The 15,614-nt window shown below is 71.5% G+C and carries 15 protein-coding genes, 1 pseudogene and 1 riboswitch; of the genes and pseudogenes, 2 read left to right on the top strand and 14 right to left on the bottom strand.

Translation table 11 applies throughout. The features are described 5' to 3' along the window. The first annotated feature begins 27 nt into the window (after nucleotides 1-27). A complete protein-coding gene (locus BCR15_RS05810; RefSeq protein ID WP_228383413.1) occupies nucleotides 28-681 on the top strand; it encodes a (2Fe-2S) ferredoxin domain-containing protein in 654 nt (217 codons plus the stop codon). 37 nt (nucleotides 682-718) lie between these two features. Here the strand turns inward: BCR15_RS05810 and BCR15_RS05805 are convergent, their stop codons facing one another. The 9 genes and pseudogenes from BCR15_RS05805 to BCR15_RS05770 form a co-directional block, all read right to left on the bottom strand. Next, nucleotides 719-1,552: a CbtA family protein gene (locus BCR15_RS05805; protein ID WP_068751248.1), complete on the bottom strand. Its 834-nt coding sequence runs from the start codon at nucleotides 1,550-1,552 to the stop codon at nucleotides 719-721. A 164-nt stretch (nucleotides 1,553-1,716) separates the two neighbouring features. Next, a complete protein-coding gene (locus tag BCR15_RS05800) occupies nucleotides 1,717-1,935 on the bottom strand; it encodes a CbtB domain-containing protein (protein ID WP_068751247.1) in 219 nt (72 codons plus the stop codon). A 132-nt stretch (nucleotides 1,936-2,067) separates the two neighbouring features. Beyond that, nucleotides 2,068-3,024 carry a cobalamin biosynthesis protein gene (locus BCR15_RS05795; protein WP_141680048.1) on the bottom strand — a complete coding sequence of 319 codons (957 nt, stop codon included), beginning with the start codon at nucleotides 3,022-3,024 and terminating at the stop codon, nucleotides 2,068-2,070. Continuing rightward, a complete protein-coding gene (locus BCR15_RS05790) occupies nucleotides 3,021-3,788 on the bottom strand; it encodes an adenosylcobinamide-GDP ribazoletransferase (RefSeq protein WP_068751246.1) in 768 nt (255 codons plus the stop codon). Before BCR15_RS05790 ends, BCR15_RS05795 begins: the two co-directional genes overlap by 4 nt. Beyond that, nucleotides 3,788-4,117, bottom strand: coding sequence for a nicotinate-nucleotide--dimethylbenzimidazole phosphoribosyltransferase (locus tag BCR15_RS15255; RefSeq protein ID WP_228383414.1), 330 nt, complete (start codon nucleotides 4,115-4,117; stop codon nucleotides 3,788-3,790). The genes BCR15_RS05790 and BCR15_RS15255 overlap by 1 nt, the downstream gene beginning before the upstream one ends. Nucleotides 4,118-4,122: 5 nt before the next feature. After that, on the bottom strand, nucleotides 4,123-4,611 hold the full coding sequence (locus BCR15_RS15250; protein WP_228383415.1) for a nicotinate-nucleotide--dimethylbenzimidazole phosphoribosyltransferase: 489 nt from the start codon (nucleotides 4,609-4,611) through the stop codon (nucleotides 4,123-4,125). A gap of 8 nt (nucleotides 4,612-4,619) precedes the next feature. Next, nucleotides 4,620-7,050: pseudogene (gene cobBC, locus BCR15_RS05780) on the bottom strand (bifunctional hydrogenobyrinic acid a,c-diamide synthase/histidinol phosphate aminotransferase CobBC). Then, a complete protein-coding gene (cobO, locus tag BCR15_RS05775) occupies nucleotides 7,044-7,658 on the bottom strand; it encodes a cob(I)yrinic acid a,c-diamide adenosyltransferase (protein WP_068751245.1) in 615 nt (204 codons plus the stop codon). The pseudogene cobBC and the gene cobO overlap by 7 nt, the downstream one beginning before the upstream one ends. Beyond that, the gene (locus tag BCR15_RS05770; RefSeq protein ID WP_068751244.1) at nucleotides 7,658-9,715 is read right to left on the bottom strand and encodes a VWA domain-containing protein; all 2,058 of its coding nucleotides are present in this window, start codon (nucleotides 9,713-9,715) and stop codon (nucleotides 7,658-7,660) included. Before BCR15_RS05770 ends, cobO begins: the two co-directional genes overlap by 1 nt. A gap of 29 nt (nucleotides 9,716-9,744) precedes the next feature. After that, nucleotides 9,745-9,891, bottom strand: a riboswitch (cobalamin riboswitch). 56 nt (nucleotides 9,892-9,947) lie between these two features. Between BCR15_RS05770 and cbiE the strand changes: the two genes are divergently transcribed. Beyond that, a complete protein-coding gene (cbiE, locus tag BCR15_RS05765) occupies nucleotides 9,948-11,159 on the top strand; it encodes a precorrin-6y C5,15-methyltransferase (decarboxylating) subunit CbiE (protein WP_197971678.1) in 1,212 nt (403 codons plus the stop codon). On the opposite strand, the gene bluB is transcribed toward cbiE, so the two are convergent. The 5 genes from bluB to BCR15_RS05740 are packed head-to-tail and all read right to left on the bottom strand — an operon-like array spanning nucleotide 11,134 to nucleotide 15,578. After that, nucleotides 11,134-11,775: a 5,6-dimethylbenzimidazole synthase gene (gene bluB, locus BCR15_RS05760; protein ID WP_068751242.1), complete on the bottom strand. Its 642-nt coding sequence runs from the start codon at nucleotides 11,773-11,775 to the stop codon at nucleotides 11,134-11,136. The two genes, cbiE and bluB, sit on opposite strands and share 26 nt — an antisense overlap. After that, the gene (cobM, locus tag BCR15_RS05755; RefSeq protein WP_068751241.1) at nucleotides 11,775-12,548 is read right to left on the bottom strand and encodes a precorrin-4 C(11)-methyltransferase; all 774 of its coding nucleotides are present in this window, start codon (nucleotides 12,546-12,548) and stop codon (nucleotides 11,775-11,777) included. The genes bluB and cobM overlap by 1 nt, the downstream gene beginning before the upstream one ends. Continuing rightward, nucleotides 12,545-14,074: a precorrin-3B C(17)-methyltransferase gene (cobJ, locus tag BCR15_RS05750; RefSeq protein ID WP_068751240.1), complete on the bottom strand. Its 1,530-nt coding sequence runs from the start codon at nucleotides 14,072-14,074 to the stop codon at nucleotides 12,545-12,547. The genes cobM and cobJ overlap by 4 nt, the downstream gene beginning before the upstream one ends. Then, nucleotides 14,071-14,736 carry a precorrin-8X methylmutase gene (locus BCR15_RS05745; RefSeq protein ID WP_068751239.1) on the bottom strand — a complete coding sequence of 222 codons (666 nt, stop codon included), beginning with the start codon at nucleotides 14,734-14,736 and terminating at the stop codon, nucleotides 14,071-14,073. Before BCR15_RS05745 ends, cobJ begins: the two co-directional genes overlap by 4 nt. Beyond that, complete coding sequence (locus tag BCR15_RS05740; RefSeq protein WP_197971679.1) at nucleotides 14,733-15,578, bottom strand: ferredoxin-like domain-containing protein; 846 nt, start codon at nucleotides 15,576-15,578, stop codon at nucleotides 14,733-14,735. Before BCR15_RS05740 ends, BCR15_RS05745 begins: the two co-directional genes overlap by 4 nt. Between the last annotated feature and the right edge of the window lie 36 nt (nucleotides 15,579-15,614).

Here is a 15,614-nt window from a genome sequence, read left to right as displayed (position 1 = left end):
CCAGGCACCGCGCTGCTTCTCGTTGGCATGTCCGTCTCCGATGTCGACCGTCGCGACGAGCTGCTCGCGGCGGCCGCCAGCCACCATGCGGGCGTCGCCTTCTTGCAGATGGGCGACCCGTCGCTCTCGCGCGAGCTCACCCGGCTCGCGGACGCCGGCGCCACCACGATCAGCCTCGCCGGCATCAGCCTCGGCCCGCTCGCCCCTGGGCAGTCATGGCTACGGAGGATCGCCTCCCACTGGTGGCGCGAGCGCGCCGGGCACCGCCCGGCGATCGAGGTTGCGACCCGGCTCGCCTCCACGATCGAGGAGATCGAGGTCGCGCTGTTCGACCTGAAGCCGATCTCCGGCGCCGAGCCGGGCCTGACCTCGACCGCCTGGGAGAACGTGACCCGCCACCGGCACCAGGTGCTCATCTGCCGCGGCCCGCGGTGCACGGCCCGCGGATCCGACGAGACGGCCCGCGCGCTGATCCTCGGACTGATGGAGGCCGGGCTCGGCGACCATGACGTGCTGGTCACCCACACCGGTTGTCAGTTCCCCTGCAACCAGGCCCCGGTCGTCAGCGTGCAGCCCGACGACGTCTGGTACGGCGGCGTCGATCCACACGCGGCCCGCCGGATCGTGTCTGACCACCTGCTGGCCGACACTCCCGTGGAAAGCCGCCGACTCCCGCGCTGAGCGCAGGAGCCGACAGGTTGGTTCGCGGGGCGGGCCGTCAGAGGCTCGCGGCTAGCGCGCGCCGCTGCGCCCGCTCCGTCTGCGCGGCGTAGAGCCGACCGACCAGTCCGGTGAGCACCACGCCGATCACGCCCCACATCGTGGCCAGCGTGAACAGTGACGCCCGGCGGAAGAACCAGAGCGTGTCGGCCGGGAAGTCGCCGACCTCGTTGACGGTGGCGAAGAGCTGGCCGGCGACGACCACGACGGCCAGGTAGCCGGCTGCACCGGCGACGACGCCACCGTAGGTGCCGAGGCGGTTGCGCAGCCTCAGCGCGACGTACGTCGCGGCGACGGCCGTCAGGACCGAGACGATCACGAAGCCGAAGTAGAGCGCCGTCCTGTCGCCGATGGTGTCACCACTTCCGACCGCCGGCGGGTTCGCCGGATACTTCAGGAACGGCACCAGGGCGAAGGCGACGAAGCCGAGCAGAGTGATCAGGGCGGTGGACTGGCCGGGCTGGAGCCGGCCCATGCGGCCGATGGTGCCGGCCGCGACGAGGGCGACGATGCCGCCGAGCGCAAGTCCGACGGCGAGGCTGCCGGTGAGCAGGCCCCAGGTCCGCTGGCTGTCCCGGGAGACTTCGGTATCCTCGCCCTCGCCCTCGTCACCGTGAGTGTGGCTGTGCGTGTGGTTGTGGCCACCGGCGGCCTCGTCACCATGGTTGTGGGACGCGTCGGCCGGCCCCTCCTCGGCGGCGGTGCCCGACTCCTCGAGGACGATGGCAGTCTCGACGTGGGGCTCCCCCACCGAGTACGCGACGAAGAACGTGGCGATGCCGGCAACCAGGCCGGCGATCAGACCACGGATGAGAAATGCACGTGCGGTCATGCTGGTTTCCGTTCAGGAAGCAGCGCGGCGCCGACGTCGGCGCCGCGCGCGAGAAGTGTCGTCAACAGCCCCGCCGCGCTTGTTCGGGGTCGCTATCGCGCGGAAGAGCGCTCAGAGCTCGGCCGGGTCCCGGGCTCAGGCCTGGATCCGGGCCGGAATCAGGCTCAGTGGCAGGGGTAGCCGAGGAGGTGGCGTCCGTCGTGGACCCACTCGTGGATGGCCGTGCCGGCCAGGAGGGAGACGGCACCCTGGTCGGTGCTGACGAAGAAGAGCACCAGCGTCCCGAGGAGACCGAAGAACAGCGCCCATGGCGCCAGCTGGCCGAACGGGATGGTGGGAACGGAAGGGGCGCCGGCGACCGGCACCGCAGAGACCTGCGACATGTGTCCTCCTCAGGGATACGTGCGTCCCTGTTCGATGGGATGGATACGGACACTCGGGTCTGACTCCACCGCCCGGAGGCGATGTCACAGTAGCGCGACTGTGCCGGATTCTCACCGGCTTCCTCGTGCCCGTTAGCCGGATGCTATCGCACGCCGGCCCGCTGTGCGCCGAGCCACGAGCAACGCGCCGGATGCCGACACGACCGCACCGATGATGCCAACCCTGCGTGCGAGTCGGGCGGCCCGACCGATGTCCTCGGGTCGTACGGCGCGCCCGTCGCCCATGACGGAACGGTGCTCGAGCCGGCTGCCGTAGTAGCGGTTCGTGCCGCCCAGCCGGATGCCGAGAGCGCCGGCGAAAGTGGCCTCGACGACTCCGGCGTTGGGGCTGGGATGGGCGCCGGCGTCACGGCGCCATGCCTTGGCGGCGGACCGCGCCGTTCCTGGCGAGGCAAGGAACGTGGCGGCACCGGCGATCCGCGAGCCGGGCAGGTTGACCAGATCGTCGAAGCGGGCGGCGGCCCAGCCGAACCGCTCATAGCGGTCGTTGTGGTGGCCGACCATCGCGTCGAGGGTGTTGGCCGCCCAGTAGCCGAGCAGCCCGGGCATCCCGGCCACGGCTCCCCACAGCAGCGGTGCAACGACGGCGTCCGAGGTGTTCTCCGCGACGGACTCCACGACCGCGCGCGCGACCTCCGACTCCTCCAGGGCCGAGGTGTCGCGGCCCACCAGATGGGTGAGGCGTTCACGGGCGGCCGGGAGGTCGCCTGCTCTCAGGAGCGCGTCGACCGCGAGTGCCTCGCGCTCCAGCGAGCGCCCACCGAGCACCGTCCAGGCCACCACGGCGGTGGCCACCGCCTGGGCGACGGGGTTCCGCGCTGCCCGCCCCGCTACGACTCCCACCACGATCGCCGCCCCGACGAGTGCCGCCGTGTGTGCCGCACCCCGCGGCCGCGAGTCGGCGTACAGCCGACGCTCCAGCGCCGCGGCCGCGTTGCCGAAGCCGGCGACGGGATGGAGATGCTGCGGGTCTCCGAGCACGCGGTCCGCGGCGAACCCGAGCAGAAGACCGACGGCTCGGGCGCTCACGAGAGGGCCACCAGCAGGGCGGCGAGCGCCAGCTCGATCGCGGCGCCGAAGACGTCGCCGGTGACGCCGCCGAGCCGCCGCACCGCTCGCGCGACGACGACGGCGACCACGGCGAGTGCCATCGCGCTGGCCAGCGCTCCGCGCCACCAGGCGAGTCCGGACCAAGCGCCGGCGAGCGAGAGAACGGCGGCGCAAGTCAGCCACATGAGCACCACGACCGGCCGGGCCACGGTGCCTGTGTAGGTGTCGCCGAGTCCCCCGGGTCGTGCGGACAGCACGCCCCGGGCGCAGCAGGTGGCGAGCGCGGCGCGGGAGACGCAGAGCGCGCAGCCGGCGAGGACGGCGGCGCGCACAGGGTGCGGTGAGGCCAATACTGCGACCAGGCCTGTGGCCTGCATGCCGAGGACCAGGACCACCGCCACGACGCCGGCCGGACCCGACGTGCCGCTCTTCATCACCGCCAATGACCGCTCGCGGTCGTAGGAGGCCGCCATGCCGTCGACGGTGTCAGAGAGCCCGTCGAGGTGGAAGGCGCGGTTGCCGAGGATGGTTGCGCCCAGCGCCAGCAAAGCCGCCACGGGGATCGGCAGGTCGAGGCCATGCCCGGCCAGGGCCACCAGAGTCACCGCCACCGCGAGCGGCAGGACTGCCAGCGGTGCGAGCACCATGGCCATGCCGGCCCGGCGTCGGTCGACGAGGGCCGGTGGGGCGACGGGGATAGCGGTGAGTGTGCTGAGGGCCAGCCGCCACGCGTCGAGCAGCATCACGCCCGCAGCTCGGACAGCAACGCCACCTCGCGGAGCACGGCGGAGGCGCTGCGGACCACCGGAACGGCCGCGACAGCACCTGACCCCTCCCCCAGCCGCATGCCGAGGTCGAGCAGCGGTTCTCGGCCCATCTTGGCGAGCGCGAGGGACTGGGCAGGCTCGGTGGAGCGGTGCCCGGCGGCGTACCAGGCGGCGGCGCCGGGCTCGATCCGGTCGGCGGTGAGGGCACAGGCCACGCTCATGAGTCCGTCGAGCAGCACCGGTACGCCGTCCTGGGCTGCGGCAAGGAGGTAGCCGGTGGTGGCGGCCAGGTCTGCGCTTCCCAAGGCTGTCAGTGTCTCGACCGGGTCGCCGCCCCTGCGTCGAGGGCCTGCCGGGTCTGCTCCGGCGTGAGCGCGTCCTCGAGATGAATGGCGCCGCTGGACCGACGGACTTTGTGGACGGTCAGCGCCGCGCGAGTCGCCTCGTCGAGATCGGCGAAGTCGTCGTCGACACCGAGGTCTAGCACGCGGACCGCGACGCCGTGGGTGGCTGCCAAGGCATTCACAGCCGCCTTGCCGGCTAGGAAGGTGCGGACCATCGCACCGGTGATCGCGGGCGGGAACGCGGAGACACCGTGCGAGGCGACGCCATGGTCGCCGGCAAAGATGACCAGCCGGACGTCATTCACCGGCTTCGGAGGTACATGGCCCTGGCAGGACGCGAGCCAGATGCCCAGCTCGCCGAGGCGGCCGAGGGCACCGGGCGGGGTGGCCAGCGCGGCCAAGCGCTTGGCCGAATGATCGCGGGCGATGTCGGACGGGGCGGAGACGTAGGGCATGGCGGACCTCACGAGGTGGGCTGGAGAAGGCGGACCGCGTCGAGCGCGGTGAAGAACTGGTTCGTCATCCCCGGTGGACGCACGGCGATGCGGACCCAAGTGGAGTCGAGCCCCGGGAACGTGTCGGCCCGGCGTACGGCGACGCCGCGCTCCCTCAGCGCCGCATGAGCGCCCCGTCCCAGCCGCGCCAGGACGAAGGGCGCCGCCGATGGCGCGTAGTCGATCCCGCGTCCGCGAAGACCGCCTTGGAGGAAGTCGCGCCAGCGCGCCAGCGTGGCCGCGCGGTCGCGGGCCTCGGGGGTCGCTGTCCGGCTGGTGCACGCGATCGTTGCCGCGATGGCCGGTGCCGAGACGGACCAAGGCGTTTGCCGGTCGGCCAACCAACGGACCTGCGTGCGATCGCCGACGATGTAGCCGGCTCGGATGCCCGGGATGGACCAGTGCTTGGTGAGACTCCGGACGACCACCAGGCCCTTGAATCGCTCGCGGGCCAGGGAGCCGGTCTCGCCGGGCACCGCGTCCATGAACGCCTCGTCGACCACGACGAGTCGACCCCTCCGGCGCAGACCGCGGAGCAGGTCTGCGGGGTGGAGGACACCGGTCGGATTGGTGGGATTGCCGATGACGACGAGGTCGGCGTCATCAGGGATCGCGTCGGGGTCGAGCGCGAAGCCATTCTCCGGTCGGCACAGGACCGTCGTCACGGTGTGTCCGGCCTGCTCCAGCGCCGCATGCGGCTCGGTGAACTGGGGGTGTACGACGACGGCGCCGCCATGGGCGCAGCTGGGCGATTAACGTGAACGCCTCCGCGGCGCCGGCGGTCGGAAGGACCTCCTCGAGCTCACGGCCGTGCCGCTGGGCGATCGCGGCGCGGGCCGGCTCGGCGTCGGGGTACCCCGCCGCCGCGGTGAGGCTCTCGCGCAGGGCGCGCTCCAACCAGGCCGGCCGGCCGCCGTCGTAGACGTTGACGGCGAAGTCCAAGAGCCCCTCCCCCGTCTCGACGTCGCCGTGATGGCGCAAAGGGTCGGCCACACGGTCACGGGGTCGCGTGACGGGCACCGCAGGCGGAGCGGGCGAGACCACGTGCATCGGCGCGGCGTAGACGGCGTCGGCGAACCGCTGGGCGAGCTGAGGGTGGCCGGCCCAATGGACGTGGAGGTACGACGCGTGTAGGTTCCCGCTGGCATAGCCGACTGGTTCGTCGTCGATCGCCCAGGCCGCGCTCTCGCCGGCCGCCGGGGAGGTACGGGTGCGGTGGAACTCATGGTCGGTGACCTCCTCCCCTGCCTTGGTGAGGAGCGAATCGGTCGCGGCGACCGCAGCCGGGTAACGCAGCACGAGCCGCCCTGCCATCGCAGCCGTGGCCGGGAGGATGCCCGCCATGGGTGCGCCGTCGAGCGACTCGGCCAGGTAGAGCAACCCGGCACACTCGGCGACCGTCGGGATCCCGGCTGCCACGGCGCTACGCAGATCGTCCAGCAGACCACGGTTGGCGGCGAGCTCGGCGGCGTACACCTCGGGGAACCCGTCGCCGAGGTAGATGCCCTGCGTGCCAGCCGGAAGGGCCGGATCGACGAGCGGATCGAAGGTGACGACCTCGCAGCCGGCAGCGGTCAGGAGCTCTTCGGTCTCCGCGTAGCGGAACGTGAAGGCGCGCCCGCCGGCCATCGCGACGACTGGCCGGTGGTCGCTGGCGCCGACCGACATCACCTCTCGTGCGGGGCTCCACGACTCGGCGTCCAGATGCGGCGCCGAGCGGGCGACCTCGAGGATCGCGTCGAGGTCCAGGTGGCGGGCCACCTGCTCCCCGAGCTGTTCGATCATCCGGATGGAACCGTCCCGTTCGGCGGCGGGGACGAGCCCGAGGTGGCGTGAGGGTGTGGAGAGCCGGACGTCGCGCGGCATCACGCCAAGGACCGGTAGACCCGTTTGCTCGAGCGAGCCGATGATCTCGGCGGTGTTGCGGTCCGATCCCGCCTGGTTGAGGACGACACCGGCCACCCGGACTCCGGCGTCGAACGTCGCCATGCCGAGGGCGATCGCCCCCGCGGAGCGGGACAGCTTGGCGACGTCGATCACGAGCACGACTGGCGTCCGGGTGAGGGTGGCGACGTGCGCGGTGGAGGCGAATCCGTCGGTGCCCAGTCGTCCGTCGTACAGGCCCATGACGCCCTCGATCACCGCGATGTCCGCGCCGGACGCACCGTGCAGCAACATCGGGACGAGCCGCTCCTCGCCCACGAGGTGCGGGTCGAGGTTGCGGCCGGGGCGGCCGGTCGCCAAGGCGTGGTAGCCGGGGTCGATGTAGTCTGGACCGACCTTGTGGCCGCTCACCTCGTGGCCGGCGATCCGCAGTGCCGCCATCAGGCCGGTGGCGATCGTCGTCTTGCCCTGTCCGGTCGACGGTGCTGCAACGACGAGCCGGGGCAGGGCTACCACTCGATGCCCCTCTGGCCCTTCTGGCCGGCGTCCATCGGATGCTTGACCTTGCTCATCTCCGTGACTAGGTCGGCGGCCTCGACGAGTCGGGGATCGGCGTTGCGGCCCGTGATGATCACGTGCTGGTAGCCCGGGCGGTTGGTCAGCGTCTCGACGACGTCCTGGACGTCGACCCAGCCCCACTTCATCGGGTAGGTGAACTCGTCGAGGATCAGCAGGTCGTGGCTCTCGTTGGCGAGGCGCCGCTTGATCTCCTGCCATCCCTGCAGGGCCGCGGTCTCGTGGTCTTCGGCGTCACCCTGCTTTCGGGTCCACGACCAGCCGGAACCCATCTTGTGCCACTCGACGGGGCCGCCTTCGCCGGTCTCCTCGTGCAGCCGGCCCAGACGCTCCAGGACGGTCTGCTCGCCGATGCGCCATTTGGCCGACTTCACGAACTGGAAGACACCGATCTTCCAGCCCTGGTTCCAGCCGCGGAGCGCGAGCCCGAAGGCGGCGGTGGACTTCCCCTTGCCGTCGCCGGTGTGCACCACCAGTAGTGGTCGGTTGCGACGCTGCTTCGTCGTCAGGCCGTCGTCGGGGACGAGGGCGGGCTTTCCCTGGGGCATCAGGCCGCTCCCTTCTGCGTGCGGGATCGGACCGTGCCGGCCAGCGCCTCGGCACTGACCTCGGCCACGGGGAGGTGTTCGGCACGCAGCAGCTCGGCGAGTCGCAGTGCGAGGCCAAGACGCAGGGGGCCGCTCTCGCCATCGATGACGACCGTCGTCACGCCGAGCCCGGCGACGTACTCCGCAGCCTGCTGTGACCGCGCGACAGCGTCCTTTCCGCCCGTCGCGCGACCGTCCGTGACCAGGACGAGGAGTGGTCGCAGCCGTGGATCGCGCATTCGCTCGCGGGTCAGCACGCGAGCGGCTTCGAGCAGCCCTTCGGCCAGCGGCGTACGTCCCCCTGCCGGAACTTCGTCGAGCCGCGCTGCAGCGATGTCGACGGAGTGTGTGGGCGGCAGCGCGACCGTCGCCTCGGCGCCTCGGAAGGTGACCAGGCCGACCTTGTCACGGCGGCGGTAGGCGTCGAGTAGCAGCGAGAGGATCGCGGTCTTGACCTGCGTCATCCGCTTACGCGCGGCCATGGAGCCGGAGGCGTCAACGCAGAAGAGGACCAGGTTGGCCTCGCGGCCCTCGCGTACGGCAACCCGGAGGTCCTCGTTGCGCAGCTCCACGCGTCCGGTCGTGCGGCCGCGCGAGGACTGCTTGCCAGCGGCCGCCAGCAGGGTCTCCGCCAGGTGGAGCGAGCCGGTGGGTCCGTCCGGTCGCCGGGCGCCGACGCGGCGGCCGGTGCTCGCGAGGGCTCGGCTGCGTCGTCCGGCCGCGCCCTCGCCGAGCCCCTGCACCTTCAGCAGCCGCGGTCGGTACGGCGCGGTGGCACGAACCGTCGAACCCGACTCGGTGACTGCGGGAGGCGTCACCGGCGGCTCGCCGTCAGACTCGGGCGGAGTGTCGTCGGTCGCCGGCGCCTGGTCGCTGTCACCGTCAGCGGCCTCGTCCCGCTGTCCGTCACCCTGCGCCTGATCCTGTGTGTTGTCCTCGGGAGAAGTCGGCGGCTCATCCGGGGCCGGTCCCTCCGGCGGCTCGGGCGGTAGCTCGTCGTCGCCGAGGATCTGGTCGAGCAGGTCCTCGTCGAGACCGGGAGCATCGAAGGGGTTGCGGCGGCGCCGGTGCGGCAGCGCCAGCAGCGCGGCGCGTCGGATATCGGCGCGGGTGACCTCGTCGCGACCCTCCCAGGCGGCGTGGGCGACCGCGGTGCGGGCGGTGACGATGTCGGCGCGAAGCCCGTCGACCTCGAATGTGGCACAGACTTCGGCGATCTTCATGAGCGCAGACTCGGTGAGCCGCACCTTGGCGAGACGCTCGCGGGCGGTCTCGACTCGCTCGGTCAGGGCGCGGTCCGTGTCGCGGTAGCGCGCGGTGAACGCTACCGGATCGGCGTCGTAGGCCACCCGGCGCCGCACGACCTCGGCGCGTAGCGCCGGCTCCCGGGGGGCGGCAACCTCGACGGTGAGCCCGAAGCGGTCCAGCAGCTGTGGACGCAGTTCCCCCTCCTCGGGGTTCATCGTGCCGATCAGCACGAACCGGGCCGCGTGCTCGACCGAGACGCCGTCGCGCTCGACGGTGACCTGACCCATCGCCGCGGCATCTAGGAGCAGGTCGACGAGGTGGTCGTGCAGCAGGTTGACCTCGTCGACGTAGAGGATGCCGCGGTGTGCTCTCGCGAGCAGTCCGGGCTCGTACTCCACCTTGCCGTGTGACAGCGCCCGCTCGAGGTGGAGGGAGCCGAGGACTCGGTCCTCGGTCGCGCCAACGGGTAGTTCGACGAGCCGCACCGGACGGACGATGGTCTCCGTCTCGGTGCCGAACGGGCCGTCGGGCGACGTGGCTGCCGGGTCGGCAGGGTCCACGGAGAACCTGTCGCCCGCGTACACATCGATGGGCGGCAGCACGGCGGCCAGCGCCCGCACCGTCGTCGACTTCGCGGTGCCCTTCTCGCCCCGCACGAGCACGCCACCGATCTCCGGCGAGATCGTCGTGAGGACGAGCGCGAGGCCCATGTCGTCCAGGGCGTCGGTCTCGCAACCGAGGACGGCTGAAAATGGGTAGTGCTGTGGCATGTGAGGCTCCCGCTCTGTTCGCCAGCAGTGACTGGTCGGGCGGGAGGCCGGTCTTCGGACTTGCCGAGTCCTCCGCTCAACTCATGAGTGGAGGCTCGGTTCACCGCAGCGGGCCTGTGCCGGAATCTCACCGGCTTCCCAGATTCTCCCCGTCCGCCGTCCCCACCGTTTCCGATGGTTGGGCCGTTGGGGCACCTCTCGCCTTGCGGGGCTCATGATAGCGTCTGCTCGCGTGATCACTGTGGTGGGTATCGGCGCCGAGGGCTGGGACGGTGTGTCGGAGGTCGGCCGGGCCTGGGTCGAGCGAGCCCGCGTGGTGCTCGGTGGGCGCCGGCACCTCGACCTCCTGCCCGACGTGCCGGGGCAGCGCCGCGAGCCCTGGCCCTCCCCGCTGCGTGACCGGTTGCCGGCGCTGCTCGCGTCCCTGGCGGACGAGGCGGCAGGCGGGCATGTCGTCGCCCTGGCGTCCGGCGACCCGCTGGTGTCGGGGATCGCCACGACCTTCATGGACCTGCTCGGGCCTGACGAGGTGACCGTCGTCCCGGGGATCTCCTCAGTCGCCCTCGCACGGGCGGCGATGCGCTGGTCGGCGGAGAGCCATGCGGTCGTGAGCGTGGTGGGTCGCGACGTCGCGCTGGTGCGCCGCGAGCTCGCCCCTGGCCGTCGGATCCTGGTCCTCTCGTCCGATGAACACACGCCGAGGGATGTGGCGGCGCTGCTGGTCGCGGAGGGGTACGGCGACAGTGAGCTCACCGTCCTCGGCGACCTGGGCGAACGCGAGCAGAGCTCCTTCCTGTTCGACAAGGCCGTCATCCTCACCGGCAAGGAGTTCGACCTCCCTCGGCTCAACGTCGTCGCGATTGACTGCGTCGGCCCGAGCCTCGGCGGCTGGGTCGCCGGTCTGCCCGACGACGCCTTCGAGCACGACGGCCAGCTGACCAAGCGCGACCTGCGCGCCAGCGCTCTCGCCCGGCTCTCCCCGACCCCGGGCGAGCACCTGTGGGATGTCGGCGCCGGAGCCGGCTCGGTCGGGATCGAGTGGATGCGCGCCCACCCGTCCTGCACGACGACGGCGGTCGAGGCGGACGCCGACCGTGCTGCGCGGATCAGCCGCAACGCCACGAGTCTCGGTGTGCCGGGGCTCGAGGTCGTGCACGGACGGGCCCCCGGCGCGCTCGCCGGGCTCCGCCCGCCGGACGCCATCTTCGTCGGCGGCGGCGCCACCCGCGACGGGGTGATCGACGCCTGCCTGACGGCGCTGCGACCGGCCGGCCGGCTGGTCGTGCACGGCGTGACGCTCGAGACCGAGATGCTGCTCGGTCGGCTCTACCGGGAGCACGGCGGCGAGCTGACCCGAGTCTCGGTCGAGACCAGTGCACCGGTCGGCGCCTTCACCGGGTGGACCCCGGCCCGTACCGTCACGCAGTGGGCACTGTCGCGCTGACACCGTACCTCTCCTCATGCAGGACGCTCGCCAACGGCGAGCGGTGCCGCCAGCCGTAGCGCTCCAGGTCAGGCACGTCCGGTAGCTCCGAGACGGCGCCGACGCAGAGCCACGCCACCGGCCGTACGTGCTCCGGCATGCCGACGAGGCCGCGCAGGAACTCCTCGCGGTAGAAACTGACCCACCCCACCCCGAGGCCCTCGGCGGTCGCGGCGAGCCAGAGGTTCTGGATGGCGCAGACCACCGAGTAGAGCCCGGCGTCGGCGATGGCATGCCGCCCGAGCACCCTCGGCCCGCCGCGGGTCGGGTCGTAGCCGACCACGATCCCGAGCCGCGACTCGCGGATCCCTTCGACCTTGATCCGCGAGAACGTCTCGGCGCGCTCACCGCTGAGCGTCGCCGCGAACGTGTCCCGCTCGAGCGCGACGTGGTCGGCGAAAGCGCTGAGCGCGTCCGGCGAGCGGACCAGCACGAAGTCCCACGGTTGGCTCATCCCGACACTCGGTGCACAGTGAGCCGCCGACAGCAGCCGCTCCAGCACCTCGGCGGCCAACGGCTCACCTGTGAATTCTCGGCGAGTGTCACGACGACGGTTGATGACGTCGTAGAGCTCCATCAGAGCCCCCGATCGCCGCGTCGCTTCGAGCTCCGGTCGCGGGCCGCGTCGTAGAGATAGGACTCGCCGCCCTCGTGGGTCAGCGCCCAGCCGACCAGGATCACGGCCGCCTGGCGCAGGCCTGCCGCCTCCACCACCTCCGAGATGGTCGCCACCGTGCCACGCAGCACCTGCTCCCCGGGCTGGCTGGCGCGGTAGACGACGGCCACCGGGCAGTCCTCGCCGTACTCCGGTTCGACCTCGGCCATCAGCGCCCGCACTCGCGTGATCGCCAGATGCAGCACGAGCGTCGAGCGGGTCGCAGCGAACGCCGCCAGCGACTCGGACTCCGGCATCGCGGTAGAGCGGGCTTGGGTGCGGGTCAGCACCACCGACTGCGCCACCAGCGGCACCGTCAGCTCGCTCCCGACCAGCGCAGCAGCGGCAGCATAGGCGGGCACCCCGGGCGTCACCGACCAGGCAACCCCGGCGGCATCGAGCCGGCGGGTCTGCTCGTGCAGCGCGGAATAGAGAGACGGGTCGCCGGACGTCAATCGCACCACCGTCTGCCCTGCGCCAGCTGCGCCGACCATCCGCGCGACCATCGTGTCGAGGTCGAGGTCTTGGGTGTCGACGAGCTCTGCGCTCGGGCCGACGTGGGCGAGCACGTCGGGATCGAGGTAGGTGCCGGGATAGAGCACCAGGTCCGCCTGCGCCAGCAGGTGCGTCGCGCGTACGGTCAGCAGGTCGGCCGCGCCCGGTCCGGCGCCGACGAAGTGGACGGCAGCACTCACCGCACGTACCTCGGCGTCCACACGCCGGCGCGGCTCACCCGCGTGCTCTCGGCACCCACGATCAGCAGGCACTTCATGTCGATCGTCTCCGGGTCCAGGTCGGCCAGCGTCGTGACGGTCAGCGACTCCCCGTCGCGCCCGATGTCGCGCCCGACGATGACGACGGTCTCTGGCTTGCGGTGTTCCAGCAGGACACGGTGGGCGGTGGCTATCTGCTCGGTCCGGGAGCGGGAGGCCGGGTTGTAGATCGCTAGCACGAGGTCGGCGTCGGCGATGGCGCGGAGGCGCCGTTCCACGACCTCCCACGGCTTGAGCCTGTCGGAGAGCGAGACGACGGCGAAGTCTGCCCCGATGGGCGCACCGGCACGGGCGGCCACCGCCTGCACGGCGCTGACCCCCGGCAGCACCCGGATCGGCACGCCCGCGTACGCCGGGTCCTCGGCCGCCTCGAAGACGGCTGCTGCCATCCCGAAGACGCCAGCGTCGCCGCCTGAGACGACCGCGACCCTCTCCCCCGCTTTGGCCAGGTCGAGCGCGACACGAGCCCGGTCGACCTCGACGGTGTTGCCCGACGCGTGGCGGGTCAGTCCGGCACGCTGCGGGACGCGAGCCACGTACGGGGCGTAGCCGACCACGTGGTCGACCTCGCCCAACGCCGCCGAGGCTTCTGGCGTGAGCCAGTGGTCGGGGCCGGGACCGAGGCCGACGACCAGGAGTTCAGCGGTCCGCTCGTCGTGTGTCGCGGCGGATCCACTGGGCTCCGCGTCGCGAGCGCGCAGCCGGTCAGCGGTCGGCCGGTTGGCCGTGTCGCCAGGGACGACGATCAGGGAGAAGTAGGGCACGGAGTCCGGGTCGACCTCGGCGACGGGCAGCCAACGCTCCTCGGATTGCGACGCCCGCTCGACGTACCAAGCGCCCTCGAGCCGCCCGGCCTGCGCCAGCGCTGAGCGCACGGCCGGAAACGTCCGGCCGAGCTTCATGATGACGGCGGCTTCCGTGTCCGCCAGCCGTCTCGCAAGCTCCGGCTCGGGCAGGGTTCCGGGGAGGACGGTCAGGACGTCTGTCTGTCGAACCAGCGGGCCAGAGCTACCAGAGATCGCCGCTGTCGCCGCCGCGAAGGCGGGCACGCCCGGCACCACCTCGGTCGGGTAGATCTCCTTGAACCGGTCGTGGAGGTACATCGACGAGCCGTAGAAAAGGGGATCGCCCTCCGAGAGCAGAACCACGTCGCGACCGGCGTCGAGGTGATCCGAGAGCCGCACCGCGCAGGACTCGTAGAAGTCGGCCATCGCTCCGACATACCCACCGGGGTGGTCCGTGGTGCCGGTGGTGACCGGGTAGCGCAGCTCCTCCTCGATGGCGTCGGCCGGAATGACGCCGTCGGCGATGCGGCGTGCGTGGGACTTCTTCTTCACGCCAGCGTGATACGCGACGACGTCGGACGCGCCGATGATCCGAGCGGCTCTCAGCGTCATGAGCTCCGGGTCGCCGGGGCCGATGCCGACAACCGTGAAACGACCGGTCATTCTGCCTCCTGCGCGAGAGCGTTGAGTGCTGACGAGGTCATCGCCGATCCACCGCGACGGCCGCGGACGGTCGCGTAGGGGATGTCGATGCCGTGCTCGGCGTGGAGGTCCACGAGAGCCTGCTTGGACTCGGCAGCACCGATGAAGCCGACCGGGCAGCCCACGATCGCCGCGGGTCGTGGGCCCCCGTCGAGAATCATCTCCAGTAGATGGAACAGTGCAGTCGGAGCGTTGCCGATGGCGACAACGGCACCGTCTAGTCGCGGCCCCCACAGTGAGACGGCGGCGGCGGTACGGGTGGTACGCCACTCGCGGGCCAGCCCGGGCACCCGCGGGTCGTTGAGCAGGCAGACGACGTCGTTGTCCTTCGGCAGTCGGCTCCGGGTGACGCCGGTCGCGACCATGGTCGCATCGCACAGGATCGGCGCGCCCGACTCCAGCGCGGCCCGGGCAGTCGACACCATCTGCGGATGCACGATCAAGTCATCAGCGAGGTCGACCTGCCCGCTGCCGTGGATCATGCGGACGGCGAGCTTCTCGGCATCGGCCGGCACGGCCCGCAGGTCGGCGTCTCGCCGGATGGTGGCGAAGGAGTCGACATAGATGGCGGGTCCGGAGTCGACGTACTCGTAGTGGCGCGTTGGCCTGCGCAGGTTGGTCATCTGCTCTCCTCGGGAATGAGCACGCCACGCCACGGTGTGACAATCACGTGATCGACTGCTGCGGTCAGGTCTTCGATGACCTGTTGGTCGAGACCGGTCTCGGAAACCTCGACATGACGCCCACCGGGCACTGCCCCGAATGGCAACGGTTCCGCCGGGTCAGGGAGGCCTGGATCGGACGCTCTCGGTACGGCGAGGGCCTCGGCCAGCTCCGACACGTGCCAGGCCGCGCCCGGCCCGCGCCCTCGGCATACGACGAACTCATGCGCCAGCTCCGCGATCCGCCCTGCCGCCTCCGCGAGCTCCACGGTCGCCCCCCACCCGGTCCCGATCCGTAGCTGAGCCCAGGTCGAGTCCAGCGCGACCAGCCCCAGGTCGCAGCTGCGAGCCAGTAGATCGCCGCGTCCGTCGTCGAGCACGAACAGGAACCGGCCCGATAGGGCCGCGAGATCCGGGTCAGCGCACAACCGGTCGTCCAGCTCACGTGCAACCGCTCGGAGGTCGGCGCGACCCCCGGCCAAACCGGTTTGCGGCGACACCATCACATTGCGGACCAGTTCATGGGTCCTGCTCGGCAGGAGGCCCGTTCGCTCGAGGGCGGCGAGCGCCTCGGATGACAACCGGCCTTCGAAGCCGGGGAAGGCGCGCACCTGAAGATTCGCCCGCGACGTCGTGTGCACGCGTCCGTCGCCGTACTCCGCAGCGACCTCGACGAGCGACCTCAGCGCTCTCGCGGGAACCCTGCCCCCGATCAGCCGAAGCCGTACGAGAAGGCCGTCCGCAGCCCGCCACGGCCGGAGGGCGCCAGGACACCGGTCGGCGCGAGTGCGGGAGGCTGACACTGCCAGGACCTATCTGGTCAGGGACCCTGTCGCGGA

The organism is Tessaracoccus lapidicaptus (assembly GCF_001693815.1).
Classification (GTDB): domain Bacteria; phylum Actinomycetota; class Actinomycetes; order Propionibacteriales; family Propionibacteriaceae; genus Arachnia; species Arachnia lapidicapta.
The sequence above is the reverse complement of the archived record's forward strand: the minus strand, read 5'-3'. Positions and strand labels throughout refer to the sequence as shown.

Coding starts and splice junctions, on each gene's coding strand:
- BCR15_RS05745 (WP_068751239.1), bottom strand. CDS start 14,736: ATGACCAACCTGCGCAGGCCAACGCGCCACTACGAGTACGTCGACTCC.
- BCR15_RS05810 (WP_228383413.1), top strand. CDS start 28: ATGTCCGTCTCCGATGTCGACCGTCGCGACGAGCTGCTCGCGGCGGCC.
- BCR15_RS15250 (WP_228383415.1), bottom strand. CDS start 4,611: ATGCCCTACGTCTCCGCCCCGTCCGACATCGCCCGCGATCATTCGGCC.
- bluB (WP_068751242.1), bottom strand. CDS start 11,775: ATGGAGCTCTACGACGTCATCAACCGTCGTCGTGACACTCGCCGAGAA.
- cobJ (WP_068751240.1), bottom strand. CDS start 14,074: ATGACCGGTCGTTTCACGGTTGTCGGCATCGGCCCCGGCGACCCGGAG.
- BCR15_RS05805 (WP_068751248.1), bottom strand. CDS start 1,552: ATGACCGCACGTGCATTTCTCATCCGTGGTCTGATCGCCGGCCTGGTT.
- BCR15_RS05770 (WP_068751244.1), bottom strand. CDS start 9,715: ATGCCACAGCACTACCCATTTTCAGCCGTCCTCGGTTGCGAGACCGAC.
- cobO (WP_068751245.1), bottom strand. CDS start 7,658: ATGCCCCAGGGAAAGCCCGCCCTCGTCCCCGACGACGGCCTGACGACG.
- BCR15_RS05790 (WP_068751246.1), bottom strand. CDS start 3,788: ATGCTGCTCGACGCGTGGCGGCTGGCCCTCAGCACACTCACCGCTATC.
- BCR15_RS05800 (WP_068751247.1), bottom strand. CDS start 1,935: ATGTCGCAGGTCTCTGCGGTGCCGGTCGCCGGCGCCCCTTCCGTTCCC.